This window comes from Bradyrhizobium sp. (assembly GCF_047605465.1).
Lineage (GTDB): Bacteria > Pseudomonadota > Alphaproteobacteria > Rhizobiales > Xanthobacteraceae > Bradyrhizobium.
The window spans coordinates 35768-58180 of sequence record NZ_JASGFS010000001.1 but is presented as its reverse complement, the minus strand read 5'-3'; the positions used below and the strand labels follow the sequence as shown (position 1 = coordinate 58180).

Sequence of the window (22413 nt, the reverse complement as noted above, 5' to 3'; positions counted from 1 at the left end):
GCAAGTGTCGCACCCAAGGCGTTCATTTTTACGTGTCCAAACTTGGGGGAATGAGGATGTCGTTTCGCTTCACGGCAATTGCAGCAGCGGCGCTGTCACTTGCTACGTTCGCCGCCGGCGGCGTGACTCACGCTGCGGACCTGCCGGTCAAGGCCGCCAAGAAAGCTCCGGATCTTCCGTTCTTCCTGGTGATCGACAACCGCGTCACCTACTCGTACATCTTCGACGCCTCCCAACCCGGCATGTGGTCGCTGAAGCCGGACGGCACGGTGAACAGCAAGACGACGAAGCAGGTCTACTCCTTCACTCACTTCGATCTCTGGGGCTACGGCACCAACTTTTTCACGATCTCGATGTTCAAGTCGGATCATAATGATCCGGCCGGCCCATGCACGAATGCGGGCGTGACGATCACCGGCGCTTCGGCAACATGCGCGGGCGCGACGGAGATCTACGGCCTGTTCCGCTCCACCTTCGGCTGGAACGAACTCTTCAACACGAAGGCCTTCACGATGGGGCCGCTGCACAATATCTCGTTCGAAGTCGGCATGGATGCCAATACCGAGAACCGATATTTCGGCGCAGCCAAGCGTGATGTGGTCGCCGGTCTGCAGTTCGCGTTCGATCTTCCCTACAAGGGCTACGTCAACGTCGCGCCCTTGATGTACTGGGAATTCTACAACCACAATTCGTTCAGCCAGTGTGGATTGTTCGGTCCGGGCACCCCTGGCGTGACCTGCCTTCAGGACGGCAATACGTCTTACAAGCCAACCTGGGCTGTCGAGATCAACTACTACATGGACCTCGGCTTCCTGCCGCAGAATATGCAGTACTTCTCGATCAGCGGTCGCGCAGGCTGGTATGGCAAGAAGGGCACCGACACCGAACCCCTTCCGTACAATCCGGGCAACAACGTGTTCAACACCGCGATCGAGCTGAACTCCGAGCCGATCCGATTGACCTTCGACGCGTCGAAAGCCGTCTGGGGCGACAAGTATTCTCATTTCGTCGACGTCTGGGTCGCTTATCGGTATTGGCAGAACAAGTTCGGTCTCGATCACAATGCGCCGTCGGTGGCCTGCTCTGCCACGGTGGGCGGCGTCACCCGGCCGAGCGGAGCCTGCACCGAGTCCTCGCTCTACTCCGGCATCACGGTCAAGTTCTAATCACCTGATGGTCTCCAGGTGAGTGAAGGTAGCGCCGCGCTGAACCTCCGCGCGGCGCTACTTTCTTTTAGACGAGATGGGGCGCAATGGAATTCGAGCTGGCGGCTACTTCGCCCAGGCGCCGTCATGCAGCGCCGCGGCCTCATCCTCAAGAAATGGCCCCAGGACCTCGGTCGGCCGTTGACCGCTGGCAAACACATCCCTGCATGGCAGGTCGAGCGTCGGGTTTTCCGGGTGGTTGCCGGTGATAGCCCGCAGGCGGTGTTCGCTGAGACCGTAGACAACACGGCCGATGCCGGCCCAGTAGATCGCGCCCGCGCACATCGCGCAGGGCTCCGCCGAGGAATAGAGAGTGGCCTTGGCCAGCACCTCGCCGCTCAGTGTGCGGCAGGCCTGGGTGGCCGCCAGGCGCTCGGCATGCGCGGTGCCGTCGCGATCCGGCATGTAGCCGTTCTCGGCCTCGATGAGCACCTTGCCGGCCGTATCGACGACGACGCAGCCGAAGGGGTGGTTGGCATGGGTGAGGGATCGGCGGGCGATGGCGAAGGACAGGCGCAGAAAGTGTTCGTCGCGTTCGCCTGCGCCGCTCATCGCTCCTCCGCCGTCAGTGACCCGCCATGTGCCGACCGACCTCGGTGAGATCGGCGTCGCTGGTTCGTGCTTCATAAACGAATTCGCCGTGGAACATCACCACCAACCGGTCGGAAAGTTCGAGCAATTCGTCGAGATCCTCGCTGACCAGGAGCACCGCGGCACCGCGATTGCGCGCCGCCATGATCTCGGCGTGGATCTGCGCCACCGCCGCGAAATCGAGACCGAAGCAGGGGTTGGCCGCGATCAGCACCTCGACGTCCTTGCCCAGCTCCCGCGCAAGCACGGCGCGCTGCACGTTGCCGCCCGATAGCGCCGAGATCGGCGTCTCCGGCGTACGAGTCTTGATCTTGTATTGGGAAATCTTCTTCCCGGCGTCGTCGCGGAAGGCGCCGCGGTTAAGCCACCAGCCGCCGCTGGCGAAGGGCGCGCGATCGAACTCGCGAAAGGCGATGTTGTCGGCGACGCTCATGCCGCCGACGCACGCGTTCTTCAGCGGCTCCTCCGGCAGGATCGACATCCTGTGCCGGCGCATTTCCTCGCGGCTCGCGTGATAAAGAGCACCCGCGACGCGGATCTGGCCACGCTCGGCGTCGCGCTGGCCGGCCAGAACCTCGACAAGCTGGCGTTGGCCGTTGCCAGAGACGCCGGCGATGCCGACGATCTCGCCGGCGCGGATCGTGAGCGAGACATCGTGCACCGCGAGTGCGCCGGCATCATCGAGGGCGCGGATCTTGTCCAGCTCCAGCCGGGCCTTGCCGGCGTCGCCGGTGCGCGCCGGCTGCACGGTCAACTCCTCGGCGCCGATCATGGTGCGGGCCATCGCATCCGGCGTCAGCTCGGCGACCTTGCCGGCACCGGCGAGCTTGCCGCGGCGCAGGATGGTGACTTCATCGGCGAAGGCCATGACTTCGCGGAACTTGTGCGTGATCATCAGGATCGTCAGCTCGCCCCTGACCACCATGTCTCGGAGCATGCCGAGCACCTCGTCGGCCTCCGCCGGCGTCAGCACCGAGGTCGGCTCGTCCAGGATCAGGAAGCGGCGCTTCAGGTAGAGCTGCTTGAGGATTTCGCATTTCTGCCGCTCACCGGCCGAGATGTCCGAGACCCTGGCATCGAGCGGTACCTTGAACGGCATCCGCGCGAGAAACGCTTCGAGCTCCTTCTTCTCCCTGGACCAGTCGACCATTGCGGGCACATCGTCGCGTGCCAGCACGAGGTTCTCGGCGACCGTCATGGCCGACACCAGCGTGAAGTGCTGGTAGACCATGCCGAGGCCGAGCGCATGGGCGTCCTTCGGATTGCCGATCGCTTGCTGTCGTCCGCCGACCATGACCTCGCCCTCGGTCGGGTGGTAGTACCCCATGATGCACTTGACGAGCGTCGACTTGCCGGCACCGTTCTCGCCGAGCAGCGCGTGGAATGAGCCGGGGCGCACTTTGAGCTCGACATTGTCCAACGCCAGGAAATCGCCGAAGCGCATGGTCATGGCGAGCGCATCGACACCGAAAGCTCCGCTCGGCGGAGGTATTTCGCCGATGATCACGAGATCGCTCCGATGAAGGCATCGGAGGTCGAGACCGCACCGAACACGCCGCCCTGCATCTTGATCATCTTCAGCGCGTGGTCGTGATTGCTCTTGTCGGTCGCGCCGCAGCAATCGTGCAGCAGGACGCATTCGAAGCCGCGGTCGTTGGCCTCGCGCATGGTGGTGTGAACGCAGACGTCGGTGGTGATTCCGGTCAGAACGATGTTCTCGATGCCGCGCACGCGCAGGATCAGTTCGAGGTCGGTGGCGCAGAACGAACCCTTGCCGGGCTTGTCGATGACCGGTTCGCCCGGAAGCGGCGCGAGTTCCGGAATGATGTCCCAGCCGGGCTCGCCACGCACCAGGATGCGACCGCAGGGGCCGGGATCGCCGATGCCGGCCCCGATCTGGCGCGATCGCCAGCGCTTGTTGGCGGGAAGGTCCGACAAATCGGGGCGGTGGCCCTCGCGGGTGTGGATGATGTGGAAGCCTTGCCGCCGCATGACCGCGAGCAGCTTCTTGATCGGCTCGATCGGCGCCCGCGTCAGCGAGAGGTCGTAACCCATCTTGTCGACATAGCCGCCGATCCCGCAGAAATCGGTCTGCATGTCGATGATGATGAGCGCCGTGTTCTCAGCACGAAGATCGCCGTTGTAGGGCCAGGCATAGGGCTCGGACTTGATGGTGCGCTCGGGCATGATTTCGCTCTCTAGCGGGTGATCGACAATTCGGCGGGCGCCCCGGTCAGCGTGCGCTTCGGCGAGCAAGTGATGATCATGATCGCCAGCGTCAGGATGTAGGGAGCGGCGTTGAAGAGGTGATAGCCGGAGGTGACGCCGACCGATTGCAACGCCGGTCCCAGCGCCGCAGCGCCGCCGAAGGCGAGCGAGGCCCAGAGGCAGAGCAGGGGATCCCAGCGCGCGAAGATCACCAGCGCCACCGCGGTGATGCCCTGTCCGGAGGACAGGCCCTCGTTCCAGCTGCCCGGATAGAACAGCGACAGGAAAGAGCCGCCGACACCGGCGAGGAAGCCGCCGACCATGGTCGCGCGCAAACGGATCAGCAGAACGGAGTGGCCCATGGCGCGCGCGGCGTCCGAGCTTTCGCCGGCGGTGCGGATCAGGAGGCCCCAGCGCGTGGTGCGGAAGGCCCAATAGAGGATCGGCGCGAGCGCGACGCCGATCAGGAAGAGCACGTTGACGCGCAACGCGGCGCGGACTTGCGGGATGTCGCTCCACCAGCCGAAATCGATGGCGGGCAGTCGCGGCGCGGTGGGCTCGATCAGTGGCTTGCCGAGATAGAAGGCAAGGCCGGTGCCGAACAGCATCAGCGCGATTCCGACCGCCACGTCGTTGACGCGCGGCAGAGAGCAGATGCCGGCATGCAGCGCGCCGAGGAGGGCGCCGGTGATGCCGGCGGCGAGCACACCGAGCCAGGGCGAGCCGGTCAGGTAAGAGATGCCATAGGCGCTCATCGCACCCATGACCAGCGTGCCTTCGAGACCAAGATTGATCCGGCCGGAGCGCTCGGTGATGCATTCCCCGAGGCTCACGAACAGGAACGGGGTTGACACGCGAATGGCGCCGCCGAGTACGGCGAGGGGAACGGTCCAGAGTCCGATCGATCCGTCCGCCATCTCAGGATTTTCCCTTCAGGAAGCCGATGCGGCCGTAGAGCGCATCGCTGGCCAGAACGAAGACGAAGATGATGCCCTGCAGCACCAGCACGGATGCATCGGGAAGTCCGAGGCGCCGCTGCAGCAGGCCGCCGCTGGCGCTGATGCCGCCGAGCAGGATGGCGACGGGAATGATCGCGAGCGGGTTCTGCCGGGCGAGAAAGGCGACCAGAATGCCAGTGAAGCCATAGCCGGCGGCGAGATTGGCGTTGGTGCGTCCCTGCACCGCGGCGACCTCGACCATGCCCGCAAGACCGGCGGCGCCGCCGGCGAGAAAGCAGATCGTCAGGATGAGCTTGCTGACGCCGAGACCGACGAGTTTCGCGGCGCGGATGTTGCCGCCGGCAACGCGCGCGGCGAAGCCGAACACCGTGTGATAGATCAGGATGTAGGCAGCGATCGCCGCGATCAGGCCGAACACGAGGCCCCAATGCACGTCGGTGCCCGGAATGGTGCCGATCATATTGACCGCGCCGATCTCGCGCGTCGACGGCTTGTTGAGGCTCGCGGGATCGCGCATGGCGCCTTCGACGAGGTGATTGAGGACCGCGAGCGCGATGTAGACGAGCAAAAGGCTCGAGATCGTCTCGTTGACGCCGCGGTACTGCCGCAAAGCGCCCGCCAGCATGATCCACAAGCCGCCGCCGATGACGCCGGCGCAGACCATGGCGATCTGGACGGCGAGCGGCGGCAGTCCCTGGAGCGCCAGCGCGGCGCTGGTCGCCGACAGCGCGCCGATCAGCAGCGCGCCTTCGCCGCCGATGATGACCATCCCCAGCTGCGCGGGAAGCGCCGTGCAGAGTGCGGTGAGGATGAGCGGGGCAGCGCGCGTCAGCGTGTTCTGCCAGGAGAACCAGGTGCCGAAGGCGCCCTGGTACATGTAGAAATAGAGGTCGAGCGGATTCTTGCCGAACAGCATGACGAAGATGCCGAAGACCACGAGCGCGCCGGCGAGCGCCGCGCCCGGGATCAGCACATATTCGATCGTGCCGCCGTGGCGCTGGAGAAACCCGGGATCGGCGGCCGGGGCAATTGCTCCGACCGCCTCCGCGGAATCCGCCGTTTCCGCCGTCACGAAGTCGCTCCGATCACGCCTTCGACGAGATAGTCCATCTTTTCGAGCTCGGGATCCTTCTGGCCGCGATCGGTACCGGCCGCGATGACCGTCTTGCCCTTGTTGTCGACGAGGCCGCCCTTGAAGATGGCGTAGCCTTCCTCCGACAGGAACTTGGCCTTGATGTCGTCGGCGTGCTTGCGCGCCTCGGCGGAGACGGCATCGCCGTAGGGCGAGGTCTTGACGATCTCCTCCTTCAGTCCGCCGCGATAGAAGTTCGGAATGCTCTCGCCGGCAGCGATCATCTTCACGAACTTCGGATACAGCGCTTCCCAATTCCACTCGGCGCCGGTGAGATAGGATTTCGGCGCGAGTGCCGCCTGGTTGGTGTGATAGCCGCACACGAACGCACCCCGGCGCGCGGCATTCTCGACCATGGTCTTCGGACCGTCGACATGGCAGGTGAGGACGTCAACGCCCTGGTCGATCAGGCTGTTGGTGGCCTCGGCTTCCTTGACCGGCATCGACCAGTCGCCGGTGAAGATCACCTGCGTCGTGGTCTTCGGGTTGGCGAGCCTGGCGCCGAGCGCAAAGGCGTTGATGTTGCGCAGCACCTGCGGGATCGGCTTTGCCGCGACAAAGCCGATCTTGCCGCTCTTGGACGTGTAGCCCGCGATGATGCCGGAGATGTACTGGGCCTCGTCGATATAGCCGAAATAGCTGCCCGCGTTCTTCGGGTCCTTGTCGGTCCACAGGCCGCCGCAGTGCTCGAAGCGCAGCTTCGGGTACTTGTTGGCCATCTTGATCATGTGCGGATTGTAGTAACCGAACGATGTCGGGAAAAGCAGGGTGGCGCCGTCGAGATTGATCATGGACTCGATCGTCTTCTCGACCGCGTCGGTTTCCGGCACCTTCTCTTCCTCGACGACCTTGAGGCCCGGGATCTTCTTCAGTGCCGCCGCGCCCTGAGCATGGGCCTGATTGTAGCCGTAGTCATCGCGCGAGCCGACGTAAATGAAGCCGATGGTCGTTTCGGCCGCGAAGGTCGGGCGGATGCCGGCTGCGGCACCGAGGGTGAGGGCCGCGCCGCCCTGCAACAAATGACGTCGTGAAATCCTGCCAAAATCCATTGGTTGCTCCCTTGGCGAGTGGACCGCCTTGAAATCTTTCGGCTGCGCCGGCTTGGCGGAGCCTGGACCACCATGTCGCAAGGTTCGTGCCAGTGGTTAAATGACGGGCAATTTGATTTATCTATATGAAATATAATTATATTTATGAGATTGCGAATCCTGGCGAGTAAATCGGCAGGCTAAAATATAGGCAACATATTTGTGTTGTATGCAGTTGGGTTGAGCAGCCGAAGCCCACGCGAGCGCCTCGCCGACGACAGCCGCCGATCTGCCCGCGACACACATTCATGCTAACGACACCGCTGACTTCGGCGCGCCGGCCGCGCGATTTTGCTGGCACTGAACTTGTATCGACGATCACGGGGCTGCCATGAGCCGTGGTCCCAGAGGATGGAAAGCTCGCCGAGATGGGTGCCGACAACGCCGTTCAGGATGCATCGCTCGGCGAAGAGATCGTCCGCCGGATCAACGAGCTTGGTGCGATCTCCGAAGAAGCCGATCAGCTCACCCGCATCTATCTCAGCAAGGAGCTTCGCGCCGCGTCCGACCTTATCCTCGGCTGGATGCGCGAGGCCGGCATGAGTGCCCATCTTGATGCGATCGGCAATGTCTGCGGCCGCTACGAAGGCGAGCGACCGGGGCTGCCCTGCCTGATGCTCGGCTCGCATTACGATACCGTGCGCGACGCCGGCAAGTGGGACGGGCCGTTGGGTGTGATCACCGCGATTGCCTGTGTCGCGGATCTCAACCGTCGCGGCCGGCGCTTGCCATTTGCGATCGAGGTCGTCGGCTTTGCCGACGAGGAGGGCGTGCGCTTCGCATCGACGCTGCTCGGCAGCCGCGCCGTGGCCGGCACCTTCGACGAAAGTCTTCTGAACACACGGGATCGCGATGGCGTGTCGATGCGCGATGCGCTCGTGCAGTTCGGGCTCGACCCCGATCATATCGGCGCGGCGGCGCGGGCCCGGCGCGAGTTGCTGGCCTATCTCGAACTGCACATCGAGCAGGGGCCGGTGCTCGAGGCGCAAGACCTGCCCGTCGGGGCGGTCACCGCAATCGCGGGAGCGACCCGGCTCGCCGCGCGGCTGAGCGGCATGGCCGGCCATGCCGGCACCGTTCCGATGGCGCTACGCCGTGACGCACTCGCCGGGGCGGCCGAATGCATCGGGGCGATCGAGCAGTTTTGCCGCACCGATCAGGCTGGGCTGGTCGGTACTGTCGGCTACATCCAGGCGAGGCCCGGTGCGACCAATGTCATCCCGGGTGAGGTGTCCTTCACCATCGACATGCGCGCGCCGACCGACATGCACCGCAAGCGTGCCGTCGCCGACGTCGTCAGGCAGATCGAAGCGATCGCGAAGCGCCGGCAACTGGCGCTCCAGCTCGATGTCACCCACGAGAACCGCACGGTGCCTTGCGCGCCATGGCTGAAGGATCAGATCGGGCTGGCAATCCGGACAGAAGGTCTTCCGGTATTCGAACTGCCGAGCGGTGCGGGGCACGACGGCATGGCCATGATCGATGTCGCGGATGTCGGCATGATCTTCGTCCGCTGCCGGGGCGGCGTCAGCCATCATCCGGACGAGCACGTAACGCTTGCTGATGCCGACGCGGGCGCCCGGGTGCTGCTCCGCGTCGTCGAGAATTTCAGGCCCCGGGAGGGGTAGGCCCACTCCCGCAAGTCACCGGGTAGAGACACGAATCAGGCAGGTCTAGAATGGCCGCCGGACACCGCCGGGATCACGAGACATCATTCGACGCATATGAACAGCGATATTTCCTTGCCATCCCATCGCGAGAACCGGTTCTACCGGGGCCTGGCCGCGACCTTCGTGGCCAACGCGCTTCAGGCGGTGAATTTCCTCGGTGATCGGTTCCTGAGGAAGTCACATCATTCGTCCTCGGCCATCGAGGACCTCTACCGACACTCGGTGGACAGTGCCTTTTCAGTGACCGAGGCCTTTCTCGTCACGGGGGCGCCGCACGCTTCCGCCTATTACCCGCGCGACTTCGCCTGGTTCTATCCCGACGTGCTCGATCCCGCGACCATCATGGATTCGCAGGACGCGGTTCGGCGGGTGCGCCTGCTCGAAAAGAGCGTGCGTCTGCTGCTCGAAGCGGTGCGTGCGGACGTCGTCACGACGACGATCGTCCCGGCGGGGCGCGGCCGGTATCTTGGCGTGAACTATTTCTCGCGGCCGTCGGATACGCTGCTCGGCATCCTAGCCGGCCTCCAGCAGATGATCTCCGCCGAGGAGCGGGCGTCATCCTATCTGGCGATGTCACAATGTGCGCATGCCGGCCGTCTGTTGCTGGCCGAGTACGGTGTCGACCTGAAGCGGGCGATCCTGCAGCTCGCAAGCGAGCTGGAGCCGTTCGACGATGGCGGCGTCAGGTATCTGCTCTGTGATGCCCGCGCGCCGCGCTCCGCTGCGACGGACACCCGTGCGGAGCGGAGGCGTTTCGTCACCAATGCCTGCGTCTACACGACGTTCATGTGGGGTGTTCAGCTCGGCGTCGTGGAGGAGAGCGAGCTGAAGCGGCTGATGGGACGCGACCTCGCGCAGTACAAGAAAGACCTGCTCCGCCTGTTCGGAAAGGACGGCTACATCAGGCACTCCCTGGACGGACGGTCCGGCTCGCCGGTGTCGTCGGTCGCGCTGGATTTCGTCGGCGTGCACCGCGGATTTTGGGACATGAGCGAAGAGAGCGAGCGCGCGTTGTTTGCGGCGACCGCCGATCTGATCATCGCCGAGCCGCGCTTTCGCATCCCCAGTACGTTCCACTTCCTGGTGTCGGCCGACAATCCGCGAAACAAGATGATCCACAAGATCGCGGCCCCCGCCTATCAGGGGCGCTCCTCCTGGCCGACCTTCAACGTCGAATTTGCCGATCGCATGCTGGACTATGACGAATTCACCGGGGGTGACACCTACCGTGCCTGCGCCCAGGGAATTCTGAAGGACATTCGCACCGCGACCGAGGTTCACGGCGGATACCAGGAGCTCATCTCGGAGCAGGGGCTGAAGTATCGCACCTGGGCTTACAAGGGCGCCGTGGCTCACTCCTGGTTTCCGCGCTTCCTGTCGGTCTGGAGCAGGGCGTTCGGAACGCCCTTGCTCCACTGGAACGAGTGATCCGCGCTAGCCGGCTGTCACATCCACCAACTCGCCGCCGGCCAACACCTTGGCCGCCTTGTCGCGGTCGAGGTCGCCCTCCCAGGCAGCGACCACCACGGTCGCGACGCAGTTGCCGATGAGGTTGCCGGCGGCGCGGGCCATGCCGATGAACCAGTCGACCGACAACACCAGCACGAGGCCGATCGCGGGAATGCTCGGCACTGCGTTCAACGTGGCCGCGAGGATCACGATCGCCGAGCCCGGAACGCCATGGGCGCCCTTCGAGGTGATCAGGGAGACGCCCAGCACCAGCAACAGGTCGCCGAAAGACAGCGGCGTGTTGGTCGCCTGAGCGATGAACACGACCGCCAGGGTCAGGTAGATCGAGAAGGCGTCGAGATTGAAGGAATAGCCGGTCGGGATGACGAGCCCGACGACGGAATCCTTCACGCCCATCCGCTCCAGCTTCTTCATGATCTGTGGCAGTACCGCGTCGGAGGAGGCGGTCGCGAGCACGATGGTCAACTCCTCGCGCAGATAGGCGAGGAATTTGAGGATGTTGATGCCGGCAAATGCCATCACGGCACCGAGCACGCCCAGCACGAAGATGCCCACCGAGACGTAGAACAGCATCACCAGCGAGACGAGCTGCTTCAGCGAGCCGACGCCGTATTTTCCGACCGTGTAGGCGACCGCGCCGAGCACGCCGAGCGGGGCGACCCGCACCACCAGGCCCATGACGCGGAACAGCACCGTTGAGGCCGCATCGATAATGGAGGTGACGAGCTGCCCTTTCTCGCCGCCGACCAGCGCAAGGCCCACGCCGAACAGGACGGCGAAGAACAGCACCTGGAGCACGTCGTTGCGCGACAGCGCATCGAAGGAAGTGGTCGGGATCACGTTGAGCAGGAAAGCGCCGATGCCGGCCCCCTGCAGCTTGTGGGCATTGTCGGCATAGGTGTTGAGGGCCTTGGCGTCGAGCGTCGAGGGATCGATGTTCATGCCGTGGCCGGGGCCGAAGATGTAAGCCAGGATGAGTCCGACCACGAGCGCGACGGTCGTCATCGCCTCGAAATAGACCAGTGCCTTGACACCGACGCGGCCGACCTTCTTGAGGTCACCGGCGCCGGCAATGCCGTGCACGACGACGCAGAACACGATCGGTGCGACGATCATCGAGATCAGCTTCAGGAAGGCGTCGCTCAGGATCTTGAGCCCGATGGCAAAGTCGGGAACGACCACGCCGAGAATGATGCCGAGGATGAGCGCGGCGAGGACCTGGACGAACAGCGAGGTGTAGAGCGGTTTTGGCTCGGCGGCCGGGGCCGCGGCAATGGTCGACATGATGGCTCCCCCGTTTCTGACGACGTCTTGATCGTCATAAAGGAGCAACAACCATGCCAGATTGTCGCGGTCAGGGGCAGACGGGAGCCCGGTCCGCCGGCATGCCGATTTCGGTCCCATCAAACGCCAGAACCGATAAGATGCCGTCTGCGAAGACGATGGCTCGGAGGAACTGATGCAAGTTCAGTTTTGGGGCACGCGCGGTTCGATACCGAAGCCTGGACCGGCGACAATTCGCTACGGCGGAAACACGCTCTGTGTCGAAGTCCGCACGGCGCGGGGAACGCTCGTGATCATCGATTGCGGAACCGGTCTTCACGGCTTGGGGCTGAAGCTGATGTCCGGGGGTGCCAAGGGCCTCAGCGGCCATATTCTGATCAGCCACACGCATTGGGATCACATTCAGGGTGTCCCGTTCTTCGTCCCCTTCTTCGTGCCCGGAACCAAATGGGACATTTACGGACCGAAGGGGCTGAACCAGTCGCTGCGGGAAACCCTCGCCGGGCAGATGCAGCATACGTACTTCCCGGTCACGACGGACGAATTCGGCGCGACCCTTCGCTATCACGACCTCGTGGAGGGCACGTTCGAGATCGACGACGTCAAGGTCACGACGCAGTATCTGAATCATCCGGCCTTGACCCTGGGGTATCGTCTGGAAGCCGACGGCGTGACGCTCGTGTATTGCTGCGACCATGAGCCGTTCTCCCGCGCCTTTGCCGAGGGACATGGCGAATTTTCAGGCCTGGATCAACGGCACGCCGATTTCGTCAGGGGCGCGGATCTGTTGATCCACGATGCGCAGTACACCGCAGCGGAATACCCGTCCAAGGTTGGATGGGGTCACAGCACCGGCGAGTTTGTCGTCAACCTGGCAAAGCGCGCCGACGTGAAGCATGTCGTGCTGGCGCATCACGATCCGCTCCGAAATGACGACGCGGTCGAGCGCATCGTCGAAAAGCTGAGGGCTGATCTGAGCCTTGACGGATCGCCTCTGCAGGTCTCGGCGGCGGCTGAAGGAAAGCTCATCACGCTGGAAAGGTCCGGCCCGGAGCCGGAGCATGCCACGGGAAGGGAGTTCAGCGCTCTGACGCCGCTGGAGGCCGCACTCGTTCAACGTTCGATACTGATCAGCGTCACGGATCCCAAGATTGCGGCGGCGCTGACAGGCGCAGCCCAAGCCGAAGGGCTTCGCACCAATTTCTGCGCAAGCGCCGAGGCCGCACGCGCGATCATCGCAAGGGATCCGCCCTCACTCGCGATCATCGACCGTGATGCCGCCCGGCCGGACAGCCAGGGCGTCTGCGCCGCGATCCGCTCGGTGGAGGATGACGGGCTTCCGATCGTCGTGGTTGCCGGCGATGAGGATCATGCGGATGGCGTCAAGGACTGGTTGATCACGCCATTCACCGACAGCTATGCGCGGACGAAGATGCGCGCATGGGTGCTGCGGGAGGCGTGCCGCTGGGCAAGGGCCCCCATTCCAAAGGACGAAGAGAGGAGGCTGACGCTGACCCGCGCGCTCATCGACAGTCAGCCTGAGCCGCAGCTCGACCGGATCACGCGTCTCGCGACAGCCCTGTTCAACGTGCCCATGGCGACCATCACTCTCATCGACGAGAAACGCCAATGGTTCAAGTCCCGGCACGGCGTCGCCGCGCAGGAGAATCCCCGCGACGTCTCGTTCTGCGCCCATGTCGTTTATCTTCGCGAACCGATGGTCGTGACCGACGCCTTCCTGGACGACCGCTTCGCCGACAATCCACTGGTGCGCGGGGAGCCGCGGATCAGGTTCTATGCAGGCTACCCGCTGGAATGCGGGGACGGGACCTGCATCGGCACGCTGTGCTTGCTCGACACCCGACCGCGGGCCATGTCCGAGGACCAACTCGACCGATTGAGGGATCTGGCGCATATCGCCACGGATGAAATCCGGGCGATGGAGGTCAAACGGGCGCGGTCCGCGTAGCAAGGAAAGTTGATCTTCGAGCCGCGGGGCTGCTTCGCGGCGGGCGAGCCTTTCAGGCGACCAGGTCGAGCAGTCGGCACGATCCGCGCACCAGCACTTTGCGGCCGGTCGCAGTCATCGCGGGCACGCCGTCATCAATGGCAACGAGTCCCAGCTTGACGAGGCCTTCGAGAAGATAGGCCTTGGAGAGGCGACCGTTCGATGCCGGATTGCGAAGCGCCTTCAGGGCTTCCCACTGGTCCGGCGAAAGATCGAAATCGACGTCGATGTTCATGTTGCCTCGAGGGATAGTCACGTTCGCGCGCCCCTGTTAGCGGCGCTGCATGAAGACCATGCGACGACAATGAGTCCGGAATTCGGTGAGCTGTTTAGAATGTCTCTTCACGAATTGCCGCACCTCGTTGCGTCACAAGAGTTAAGATCGCCTGCGAACGAATATCGTCCCGAGCGGCGATCACTAATTGATGATTGGCGGTTGATGCTGCGACGCAAGCTACCGCAGTGCACGGGTAACGTCGCTGTCCCATTCCGCGTCGCGATATGCACAGACATAAAAATTGTGCGACGTGATCTCGCGGACTCTGTTACGTTCATCGCGGCGGATGACTTCACGCGACGGGAGTGGAGTGCATGAACAGGCTGGTGGAAATTCGCAGTCAGGAATTGCTTTGCCGCGAGCGTGCCGCGCTCGATTCGGATCGCCGTGTGTTCTGGCTGGCGCAGGCCCAGGAATGGGAACAGCGCGCGCTGGACGAAATCGCCTATCATTTCCGCGAATGCAACGCGGTCTCCGCGGAACTTACGCGGGCCTGACAGTTACGCGGGCCCGACATTTGCTGTGAGCGTGCGATTTATTGATACGTCGCCACGATATCGGATACAGCGCGCTCGAGCTGTTGCGCGGTGGCGCATTGGCGCACCACGCTGCAGAAGGTCGCATAGCGCGGCATCTCGGAGTCGCCGAACCCCCAGGCCAGCCGTCCCTCGGGATTGAGCCAGACCAACCGCTTCGAGCGCTCGGAGATGCGGCGAAGGATATCGGCGCGCGGGTCGAGGTTGTTGCTGCGGGCATCGCCGAGCACGATCACCGTGGTCTGCGGCGTCAGCGCGCTCATCCAGTCTTTCTCGAAGTCGACGAGCGAGGATCCATAGTCCGAGGAGCCGAAGCCGACCTTGGACATGATCTCGGCCATCGCCTCCTGAGGCGATTTCGTTTCGAGGATGTCGCTGACCTCGATCAGGTGCGAGGAGAAGGCGTAGGAACGGACGTCGTCGACCACCTCGTGCAGCGAATGGATGAGGAGCAGGAAGAAGTCGGATACCTGCGCCACCGAGCCGGAGACGTCGCAGAGCGCCACGATCTTGGGCTTGTCACGGTGCTTGCGCTTCCAGGCGGTTAGGAAGGGGACGCCGCCCCAGGCCGCATTCCGGCGCAACGTACGGCGGACGTCGAGGTGGCCCCGGCGCTGGCGCTTGCGCGGCTTTGAAAAGCGCTCCCGCAGGCGTCGCGCGATCTGGCGGATGAGGGAACGCATCTCCTCGACCTGGCGCCGCTCGATGCGCGCGAGTGGTGCGTTGCGCAAGATCTCGTTGCGGAGGTTTTCGGCTTCCTCGCGGGCGTAGAGCGCTAGCCCTTGCGAGACGGTGTCACGGACGGCCTCGCGCAGGCCGTCGAGCGCGGTGCGCAGACGCTCGGCAAGCGCCGGGTTGGACGCCGTCAGCGCGTCGAGGTCGTCACGCAGGCGCTGAAGGCCCATGGCATCGAGGATGCGGCTGGAAAATATCCCGCGCTGCGTGGAATAGCGGATGTCGGACAGAGACGCCGCGCCGGCGGCGCTCGCGATCGCGGCTGCGATCGCATTGCTGTCCTGGGACAGCAGCATCTGTGCGAGCGGGCCCAGTTCCTGCGGCGGCTGACCGCCGTCCGTGTCGCCCGAGGGAGCGGATGGCGGCGACTGATCCGTCTCCTGCGACGCATTGTCTTCGTCGCCGGTCTCGGACTGATCCTGCCGCAGTTCGGGCTGGCTGAAGAACAGGTCGAAGCAGTCGCCGAGCGCCAGTTTCTCGTCCTGCGACTTGGCGAGGGTCAGAAGAAGCGAGTCACGCAGGATGGCGCGATCGGAGAAGCCGACCCGCGCCACCGCACGCATCGCATCGATGCTTTCGGCCGGCGAGACGTGGACGCCGGCCCCGCGTGCCGCCCGGAAAAAGCGATGGAGGTTCTCGCGCATCGGACTCAGCCGAAGACGTTGGATCGCGCCGCCTTGGCAATGAAGGTCGTGATCTGGGGCGATGCGGCCTCGATGTCCGCCTCGTATTTGAGGAGGACGTTGAGTGTGTCCTTGACGATCTCGGTATCCAGCTCGGAGACCTGGAGCAGCACCAGCACGCGTGCCCAGTCGATGGCTTCGCTCACGGAGGGCAGCTTCTTCAGGTCGAGCGAGCGGATTTCATGGATGAAGCCGACCATCTGCCGGCGCAGCGTCTGCGAGATGCCGGGGACGCGGCTCTCGACGATGCGTTCTTCCAGCCGCTGTTCGGGGAAGCCGATATGCAGGTGCAGGCAGCGCCGCTTCAGCGCATCGCCGAGATCGCGTTCGCTGTTGGAGGTCAGGATCACGGTCGGCGGCGTGATCGCGGACACGGTGCCGAGCTCCGGAATCGTGACCTGGAAATCGGACAGGATTTCCAGCAGCAGCGATTCGAACTCCGCATCCGATTTGTCGATCTCGTCGATCAGCAGCACGCAGCCGCCCGGCTGCTCGAGCGCCTGGAGCAGCGGGCGCGGCTCGACGAATTCCTTGGAGAAGAACACGTCGCCGAAGTCGTGCAACTGGCCGAGCGCGGCGTGCAGCGTCTGCGCTCCACCGAGAACCTCGCCCAGCTTGTCCTTCAGGATCTGCGTGTAGAGCAGCTGCTTGGCGTATTTCCACTCGTAGAGGGCCTTGGCTTCGTCGAGGCCTTCATAGCATTGCAGGCGGATCATCTTCATGCCGCGCCAGGCGGCGATGGCCTTGGCAAGCTCGGTCTTGCCCACGCCCGCGGGGCCCTCGACCAGGATCGGCTTCTCGATCTGTTGCGACAGATAGACTGCGGTCGCGATCTGCCGGCTCGCGATATAGCCTTGCGCGGCGAGGCCGCTCTCAACTGCCTCGATCGACGTCGAGGCCTTCTGTTCAGCCACGAATGGGCGCTCCCAAAGGTCTTGCTTGGGGCTTGTTCTGCCTGCGTTCCCGGCAAAGAACAAGCCTTGTTTGGGAGGCACCAGACCCACGCGAGCGCCGCTTTTTCCGCTTAGCGCAATACCCGGGCGATGGCCGATCGCACGATCAATGCCGCAGCAGCTCCGGCTTTCGGATGGTCTGCCTGAGCTCGGCGCCGCACTCGGCGCATTCATATACGAAGTCGATCTTGGCGAGGCTCCAGTGCGGCTCGACCTCGCGCACGTACATCGGCAGGAAGCCCATGCAGGTTGGGCAGTTCACGGGGGCAATCTCGACATCCTGGTGATGCTGTACATAAGCGGGCATCTCGACTCTCCGTCGCAGGCGACCACCAACCCCGGCGCGAAGTTACCGCCGACGGTGCCAGTTCCGTCATCAACTCTCTCGAACAGACGAGGAACGGCCGACGTTTGCGGCTCGTTGTGACATTCTTGTCGCGCCTCGCTACTGTAACGGCCGGACCAAATACCTATTTCACAGGCCGATCGGGTCTCGGACTCTCACTCCAACGATAAGGGACAACGCCCATGACGCATGCCATTCGCTTTCACAAGACCGGTGGTCCGGAGGTTCTGGTCTGGGAGGAGGTCAGTGTCGGCAAGCCCGGACCGGGTGAAGCGCGCATCCGCCACACCGCCGTCGGTCTCAACTTCGTCGACATCTACAATCGGTCCGGTCTTTACCCGGCGCAATTGCCGAGCGGGCTCGGCAGCGAAGCAGCCGGCGTCGTCGAGGAGGTCGGATCCGGCGTGACCGATCTGAAGCCGGGCGACCGCGTCGCTTATGGTGCGTCTCCGCTCGGTGCCTACTCGGAGGCACGGCTGATCCCCGCGGACCGCCTGCTCAAGCTGCCCGACGGCGTCGACGACAAGACCGCGGCCGCGATGATGCTGAAGGGCCTGACCGTGCAATATCTGATCCGCCAGACCTATCGGGTGAAGGCGGGCGATACCATCCTGCTCCACGCCGCGGCCGGCGGCGTCGGCCTGATCCTGAGCCAGTGGGCCAAGCATCTCGGCGCGACCGTGATCGGCACCGTCAGCAGCGACGAGAAGGCGAAACTCGCCAAGGCGCATGGCTGCGATCACGTCATCATCTACACCCGCGAGGATTTCGTGAAGCGCGTCGACGAGATCACCGGCGGCAAGAAGGTGCCGGTGGTCTATGATTCCGTCGGCAAGGACACTTTCCTGAAGTCGCTGGATTGTCTTGCGCCGCTCGGCGTCGCGGCGCTGTTCGGCCAGTCGTCCGGTTCGGTCGAGCCGCTCAATCTCGGCCTGCTGGCGCAGAAGGGGTCGCTGTACGTGACGCGTCCGACGCTGTTCACCTACGCCGCCAAGCGCGAGAGCCTCGTGGCGATGGCCAACGAGCTGTTCGACGTCGTCAAGTCGGGCGCGGTTAAGGTCGAGGTGCGCCAGACCTATCCGCTGAAGGACGCCGCCAAGGCCCATGCCGACCTCGCCGCGCGCAAGACGACGGGATCGACCGTTCTGCTCGTGTGATCTTCCGCGGGACGATGGCACGCGTCGGACGTTGGCGCAGCCCGAAGGTCTGCGTCACGTCCGTTCGTGCTTGCGCAGGTCGCGGGCGTGATCGAGGCGGATCGCCTGGAGATCGATGTCGTCGGGCGGGATCCGGGGCAGGGCGGCCTCGGCCAGGACGGCCTCGGTGACGTCCTCGACCGCGCTCTCGACGATCTCGTGGACGAAGGAAATGTTCCGGTACTCGCCCGAGGCGATGCGGGACACGACCTCGCGCCGGGTGATCTCGGGATCGACCACCGCCTCGCGTCCGCGCCGTCCGTAGTCGATCATCACGACGAAATACTGCATCAAACGATCCTGCCGCGCCCCGACCGGGAGCGCGGCAGAGTATTTCCGAAAAACGGAATCAGGTCAAGCGTATTTTCGAAAAATCGGAAATCGCGGCTTGATGTCTACTTGCCCTTCTTGCGGGACCGCGCGGACTTGGCGCGCAGCCGTTCGAGCTGCCCCTTGGGCATCCACAGGCATATCTCCCCCACCCATTCGAGCTTGACGCCGACGATCGGCTTGGCGTTGAAGCTGTTGAGGTTGACGAGGGAAGGGGATTTGCCCCGCTCGATCGTCTTCAGATAGCGCTCGCCGGTCTTGAGCCGGACCACGGCCTCTTCGCCGTAGAAGCTCGACAGCGGGTAGCGCTGGTCCTTGTACACCACGATCACGTCGCCGCTCTCGTATTTGGGCAGCATCGAATCGCCCATCACCTCGAAGGCGACGGTTTCCTCCATGATGGGAAAGGGAAGGGCGATTTCGCCGAGCCCTTCCGGCGGCACCTGCTCGAAATCCGGCTCGATCACCGCGCCGGCGCCGACACGGCCCATGATCGGCGAGAGATTGAGCTCGAGATATTCCATGATCGGCAGGATCTCGGAGGCCTTCACCAGCCGTTCGCCGCCGAGGATCTCCGAGACCGCGCCGGGCCGCACGCCCATGGCTGCCGCGAGGCCGCCCTTGCTCTTGCCGGTTTTCTCCAGGCCCCGCTCGATCATCGCAACGTCCAACATGGTGATTCCCTCGATTACCATCGCCCCGTCTCTTGTAATCCGAAATTCGGAATTGATGCAATTATGAATTTCAGAAGTCGGCTTGACTTCTAGTTCGGAATATCGGAATGTTAGTGCGATCTCATCGGCCGCTGCGGCCGCGCATCACAGGACAATCAGAATGGAACCGGGCTACTGGCCGTCGGAGCACTCCGACGCGCTTCGCGACTATTTTCTCAAGGGAATGTCCTATGCGGAGATCGGGCGGGAGATTAACGCAAGGTTTGGAACGGCTTACACGCGCAGCGCATTGGTCGGCCGCGCCAAGCGGCTCGGCGTCGCCGCGCTCGGCGGCGTGAAAAGCCCGTCGATCGTGCCGTCCTTGCCCGGCGAAGCGGTTCCGGTGTCGCCATCCCGCCCGACGTGGCGCAGCCGGAATTTGCCGCCGAAGTCCGCGATGAAGCCCGCCTCATCGGTCAAGTTGCGCTGTGTCGGCATCCAGCCGCGCCTGCTTTCGCTCGTCGACCTTGGCCCTTCGGATTGCCGCTATCCCTATGGGGGCGACAAGGACGGGGAGGAGATCGCCTTCTGCGGTCATGCGCGCCAAGCGGGGTCGAGCTACTGCGCGCCGCACGCCCGCTTGACCCGCGGGCCTGGAGCGTCGCCCGGACGCGTCGCCGGTCCTGCCATGCTCAGGCTGGTCTTTCCCGTCTGACCGCCGGCCATCCGTTCAGTCGTCAATTTCATGGAGGAGCATCCGAGTGGCACGTGCCCGACGCAACAAGTCCTACAAATTGGCTGGAGTCTATGACCGCCGGTCGCGCGAACTGCCGTTCAATGCTGATGTGGCGGAGGTCCAGGTCGACAATCCGCTGGCGCTCGAACTCGACGAGAAGATCATCGCCGTCCGGTCGGTTCGCGGCGACCCGCTCGGACGGCTGCACTCGCATCACCAGATCAACGAGGCGCAGTATCGCGGGGGACGTGCCTTCCAGAGCGATTGGGAGCGGGCGGAGCGCGGGCCTCAGGCGGTCGATCCGACTCGCGAATACGTCGACGGCACTCGTTCCCGCGAGCCCATCACCGAGAGCCAGCGCCAGGCCGTGCTGCGGCTGAACCGGGTCGAGCACGAACTCGGGACGGACGGTGCCGCGCTGGTGCACGACGTGCTGGTGTTGGGTCTGACCATGGATCAGATCGGGCAGCGTCGCGCCGTTCAGACGCAGCGTTGGAACGACTATTTCGCGCGGCGCTTTCGCGAGTGTCTCGATCGGCTGGCGCTGATCTACGGTTTTGCGACGGAATCGGGCGGTGCGCGACGTGGCGAACCGGTCCGATGACGGTGGCGTGCCTGCGGCCTCGTCCGCAGGCGCGCCGTCGGCCGCCTAGGGATGCGGCACGATCTGGTACGGCGTCGTGTAGGGTTCGACGCGAAGCGAAGCGTTGGCTAGAAGTCCGATCCTGGCCGTCGGCGCCTGCTGCAATTCGCCGTTTGGACCGCGATGCACATTGTACTGCCAGACCGTGAGGTCGCCCTTCTGTGCCAGCGCGTGAGCAACCGCGCTGGCGTCGCTGCCGCCGAGCGCCTGGAGTTCCTCCGGTGACAGGCCGATGACGATTTCGTCCTTGATGGTGACGACCTTGAACAGGTTCATCCTGGTCTCCTGGGCGCGTGCGCCTTGTACAGAGATGGTGAGAAGCGCGACCGCGGCGCCCTTGATGAGATCGCAGCGAGAAAGCATGCCGTCGTCCTTTGGTGCTGACGCGCGCCCGAATCCGAGAATCACCAGCCATGGCGCCCGTGGTGCGTGGCCGTTTCGCAACCGCTTGGACGTTCGATCGTGAATAACGGTTCACGAGTTGAAAAATATCGGAAACGATGAACTTCGATGCGGGCAGCCGCGTCCAACTCCGAGAGCTCGAGGAGGGGACCAGTCAGATGCAATCCGCCGGCGCCGTTTGCCTTCTCGTGTTGTTGGGCATCGCGAGCCCCGCGGTGGCCGCCGATCCCTTCTATGTCGGAAGCTGGACGTTGACGTCCGCCGCGGTCGCGCCATGGGCCGATGCGGAGCGCAAACCTGACGATACCGAGCGGGGGCGGCTGATGGGCAAGGTGATTGTTTTCAAGGCGAGGCAGATCTCTGGCCCGCGTCCATTTGCCTGCGCAAAGCCGCAATACAGGCTCACCGACTACGGCCCCGACATGATCTTCCAGGGCGCGTTCGACGAGATGCAGCGAGCCGACAGGAAAGCCGATCCGAAGGCGCTTGCTGCCTCGCTCGGTTTCAGCGGTCCCCGGATCAGGACGCTGGAGACGGGATGCGAGATCGACATTCATTTTCTCGACGACACAACCGCCGAGGTCGGGCTCAACAATTACGTGTATACGCTGAAGAAGCGATGATCATTTGCCGATTTCCGTTCATGCGGAAACACGGCGAAACGCCGTGCCGATTGACAACGATCGAGGCGTGCGTGATCGATGCTGCTTCTTGACGCAGGTGGGTGACGGCTGTCCATATTCCTGTTAACGGGAACTTGCGGTGGCGCGATGCTGTTAGAGGCATCGCCGCGCTGGTGGTTGGGCTTGCCGGAACAGTTGTTCCTTGGCATAGTTGCAACCTCTCGGGTTGGGCCCGCCGTTCGGATGTGCAGTTCAGAGTGCCAACTTGCCGGGATGTCCGGCCGAGAGTTCGTCGTCGCCATGCTGTTCGGTAATGGCATTTGGTCCTCGAGTTGGACCCGACGTCAGATCACGAAGGCCGAATTCTTGTCCTAGGTGCGAGATGAAGAACCTCAATTTCGCGGCTGAACTGCATCTCAAGCTTGGCGCGCCCGCAAGCAGCACCGTTGAGAGCCTGCGGCTGCTGCGCGCCTTCTTGAAACTCGAGCCCCGGCAGCGCTTCGAGGTCATCAAGCTTGTCGAAGACCTCGCCACTGACGAAACCTTCCCCGAACGCCCCCTCTCTTGAGCCCTGCCGGGCGCCGAACCGGTGATTTTCTCCGGATTCCCGCCGCAGCCGGGCGTCCGGGTGGTGTCTGCCGTCAGGTCTGGCGGCTGGAAGGCAATCGGGCAAGTGTGGTAGTCA

Annotated in this window: 25 protein-coding genes; 10 read left to right on the top strand and 15 right to left on the bottom strand. The window is 63.9% G+C overall.

The window, feature by feature from the left end:
* The first annotated feature begins 56 nt into the window (after positions 1-56).
* On the top strand, positions 57-1166 hold the full coding sequence (locus QM712_RS00300; RefSeq protein ID WP_415021016.1) for a hypothetical protein: 1110 nt from the start codon (positions 57-59) through the stop codon (positions 1164-1166).
* 105 nt (positions 1167-1271) lie between these two features.
* On the opposite strand, the gene QM712_RS00295 is transcribed toward QM712_RS00300, so the two are convergent.
* The 7 genes from QM712_RS00295 to QM712_RS00265 form a co-directional block, all read right to left on the bottom strand.
* On the bottom strand, positions 1272-1757 hold the full coding sequence (locus QM712_RS00295; protein WP_415021015.1) for a nucleoside deaminase: 486 nt from the start codon (positions 1755-1757) through the stop codon (positions 1272-1274).
* 13 nt (positions 1758-1770) lie between these two features.
* The gene (locus tag QM712_RS00290; protein ID WP_415021014.1) at positions 1771-3303 is read right to left on the bottom strand and encodes an ABC transporter ATP-binding protein; all 1533 of its coding nucleotides are present in this window, start codon (positions 3301-3303) and stop codon (positions 1771-1773) included.
* Entirely contained in the window at positions 3300-3983 is a 684-nt protein-coding gene (locus QM712_RS00285) for a cysteine hydrolase family protein (RefSeq protein ID WP_415021013.1), read from the bottom strand. The genes QM712_RS00290 and QM712_RS00285 overlap by 4 nt, the downstream gene beginning before the upstream one ends.
* Positions 3984-3994: 11 nt before the next feature.
* Entirely contained in the window at positions 3995-4921 is a 927-nt protein-coding gene (locus QM712_RS00280) for an ABC transporter permease (RefSeq protein WP_415021012.1), read from the bottom strand.
* Between the two features lies 1 nt (position 4922).
* Positions 4923-6035, bottom strand: a complete 1113-nt coding sequence (locus tag QM712_RS00275) for an ABC transporter permease (protein WP_415021011.1) — start codon at positions 6033-6035, stop codon at positions 4923-4925.
* Positions 6032-7144, bottom strand: coding sequence for a BMP family ABC transporter substrate-binding protein (locus tag QM712_RS00270; RefSeq protein ID WP_415021010.1), 1113 nt, complete (start codon positions 7142-7144; stop codon positions 6032-6034). The genes QM712_RS00275 and QM712_RS00270 overlap by 4 nt, the downstream gene beginning before the upstream one ends.
* A gap of 290 nt (positions 7145-7434) precedes the next feature.
* Positions 7435-7734, bottom strand: a complete 300-nt coding sequence (locus tag QM712_RS00265) for a hypothetical protein (RefSeq protein ID WP_415021355.1) — start codon at positions 7732-7734, stop codon at positions 7435-7437.
* Here QM712_RS00265 and QM712_RS00260 point away from each other — a divergent pair.
* Both QM712_RS00260 and QM712_RS00255 read left to right on the top strand, forming a co-directional pair.
* Positions 7627-8811 (top strand): allantoate amidohydrolase, encoded by a 1185-nt coding sequence (locus QM712_RS00260; RefSeq protein ID WP_415021344.1) that lies wholly within the window; start codon positions 7627-7629, stop codon positions 8809-8811. The genes QM712_RS00265 and QM712_RS00260 overlap by 108 nt on opposite strands.
* Positions 8812-8907: 96 nt before the next feature.
* Positions 8908-10281: a hypothetical protein gene (locus tag QM712_RS00255; protein ID WP_415021009.1), complete on the top strand. Its 1374-nt coding sequence runs from the start codon at positions 8908-8910 to the stop codon at positions 10279-10281.
* Between the two features lie 6 nt (positions 10282-10287).
* Here QM712_RS00255 and QM712_RS00250 read toward each other — a convergent pair whose 3' ends face one another.
* On the bottom strand, positions 10288-11607 hold the full coding sequence (locus QM712_RS00250) for a dicarboxylate/amino acid:cation symporter (protein WP_415021008.1): 1320 nt from the start codon (positions 11605-11607) through the stop codon (positions 10288-10290).
* Between the two features lie 175 nt (positions 11608-11782).
* On the opposite strand from QM712_RS00250, the gene QM712_RS00245 reads away from it, so the two are divergent.
* A complete protein-coding gene (locus QM712_RS00245; protein ID WP_415021007.1) occupies positions 11783-13576 on the top strand; it encodes an MBL fold metallo-hydrolase in 1794 nt (597 codons plus the stop codon).
* Positions 13577-13628: 52 nt separating this feature from the next.
* On the opposite strand, the gene QM712_RS00240 is transcribed toward QM712_RS00245, so the two are convergent.
* On the bottom strand, positions 13629-13850 hold the full coding sequence (locus tag QM712_RS00240) for a hypothetical protein (RefSeq protein ID WP_415021006.1): 222 nt from the start codon (positions 13848-13850) through the stop codon (positions 13629-13631).
* A 356-nt stretch (positions 13851-14206) separates the two neighbouring features.
* Here QM712_RS00240 and QM712_RS00235 point away from each other — a divergent pair, with 356 nt between their 5' ends.
* Positions 14207-14389, top strand: coding sequence for a hypothetical protein (locus QM712_RS00235; protein ID WP_415021005.1), 183 nt, complete (start codon positions 14207-14209; stop codon positions 14387-14389).
* Between the two features lie 38 nt (positions 14390-14427).
* On the opposite strand, the gene QM712_RS00230 is transcribed toward QM712_RS00235, so the two are convergent.
* The 3 genes from QM712_RS00230 to QM712_RS00220 form a co-directional block, all read right to left on the bottom strand.
* Positions 14428-15807 (bottom strand): vWA domain-containing protein, encoded by a 1380-nt coding sequence (locus tag QM712_RS00230; RefSeq protein ID WP_415021004.1) that lies wholly within the window; start codon positions 15805-15807, stop codon positions 14428-14430.
* Between the two features lie 5 nt (positions 15808-15812).
* A complete protein-coding gene (locus QM712_RS00225) occupies positions 15813-16760 on the bottom strand; it encodes an AAA family ATPase (RefSeq protein WP_415021003.1) in 948 nt (315 codons plus the stop codon).
* 145 nt (positions 16761-16905) lie between these two features.
* Complete coding sequence (locus tag QM712_RS00220) at positions 16906-17106, bottom strand: hypothetical protein (RefSeq protein WP_415021002.1); 201 nt, start codon at positions 17104-17106, stop codon at positions 16906-16908.
* A 221-nt stretch (positions 17107-17327) separates the two neighbouring features.
* Here QM712_RS00220 and QM712_RS00215 point away from each other — a divergent pair, with 221 nt between their 5' ends.
* Positions 17328-18302, top strand: coding sequence for a quinone oxidoreductase family protein (locus QM712_RS00215; RefSeq protein ID WP_415021001.1), 975 nt, complete (start codon positions 17328-17330; stop codon positions 18300-18302).
* A gap of 54 nt (positions 18303-18356) precedes the next feature.
* On the opposite strand, the gene QM712_RS00210 is transcribed toward QM712_RS00215, so the two are convergent.
* Both QM712_RS00210 and QM712_RS00205 read right to left on the bottom strand, forming a co-directional pair.
* Positions 18357-18632 carry a hypothetical protein gene (locus QM712_RS00210; RefSeq protein ID WP_415021000.1) on the bottom strand — a complete coding sequence of 92 codons (276 nt, stop codon included), beginning with the start codon at positions 18630-18632 and terminating at the stop codon, positions 18357-18359.
* 104 nt (positions 18633-18736) lie between these two features.
* Positions 18737-19345 carry a S24 family peptidase gene (locus tag QM712_RS00205; protein ID WP_415020999.1) on the bottom strand — a complete coding sequence of 203 codons (609 nt, stop codon included), beginning with the start codon at positions 19343-19345 and terminating at the stop codon, positions 18737-18739.
* Between the two features lie 160 nt (positions 19346-19505).
* Between QM712_RS00205 and QM712_RS00200 the strand changes: the two genes are divergently transcribed.
* Both QM712_RS00200 and QM712_RS00195 read left to right on the top strand, forming a co-directional pair.
* Entirely contained in the window at positions 19506-20039 is a 534-nt protein-coding gene (locus QM712_RS00200; RefSeq protein WP_415020998.1) for a GcrA family cell cycle regulator, read from the top strand.
* Between the two features lie 46 nt (positions 20040-20085).
* On the top strand, positions 20086-20664 hold the full coding sequence (locus tag QM712_RS00195) for a hypothetical protein (RefSeq protein ID WP_415020997.1): 579 nt from the start codon (positions 20086-20088) through the stop codon (positions 20662-20664).
* 45 nt (positions 20665-20709) lie between these two features.
* On the opposite strand, the gene QM712_RS00190 is transcribed toward QM712_RS00195, so the two are convergent.
* Entirely contained in the window at positions 20710-21066 is a 357-nt protein-coding gene (locus QM712_RS00190) for a hypothetical protein (RefSeq protein WP_415020996.1), read from the bottom strand.
* Between the two features lie 197 nt (positions 21067-21263).
* Here QM712_RS00190 and QM712_RS00185 point away from each other — a divergent pair, with 197 nt between their 5' ends.
* Together QM712_RS00185 and QM712_RS00180 are read left to right on the top strand one after the other, a co-directional pair.
* Entirely contained in the window at positions 21264-21728 is a 465-nt protein-coding gene (locus tag QM712_RS00185) for a hypothetical protein (RefSeq protein ID WP_415020995.1), read from the top strand.
* A 382-nt stretch (positions 21729-22110) separates the two neighbouring features.
* Entirely contained in the window at positions 22111-22296 is a 186-nt protein-coding gene (locus tag QM712_RS00180) for a hypothetical protein (protein WP_415020994.1), read from the top strand.
* Positions 22297-22413 lie beyond the last annotated feature (117 nt).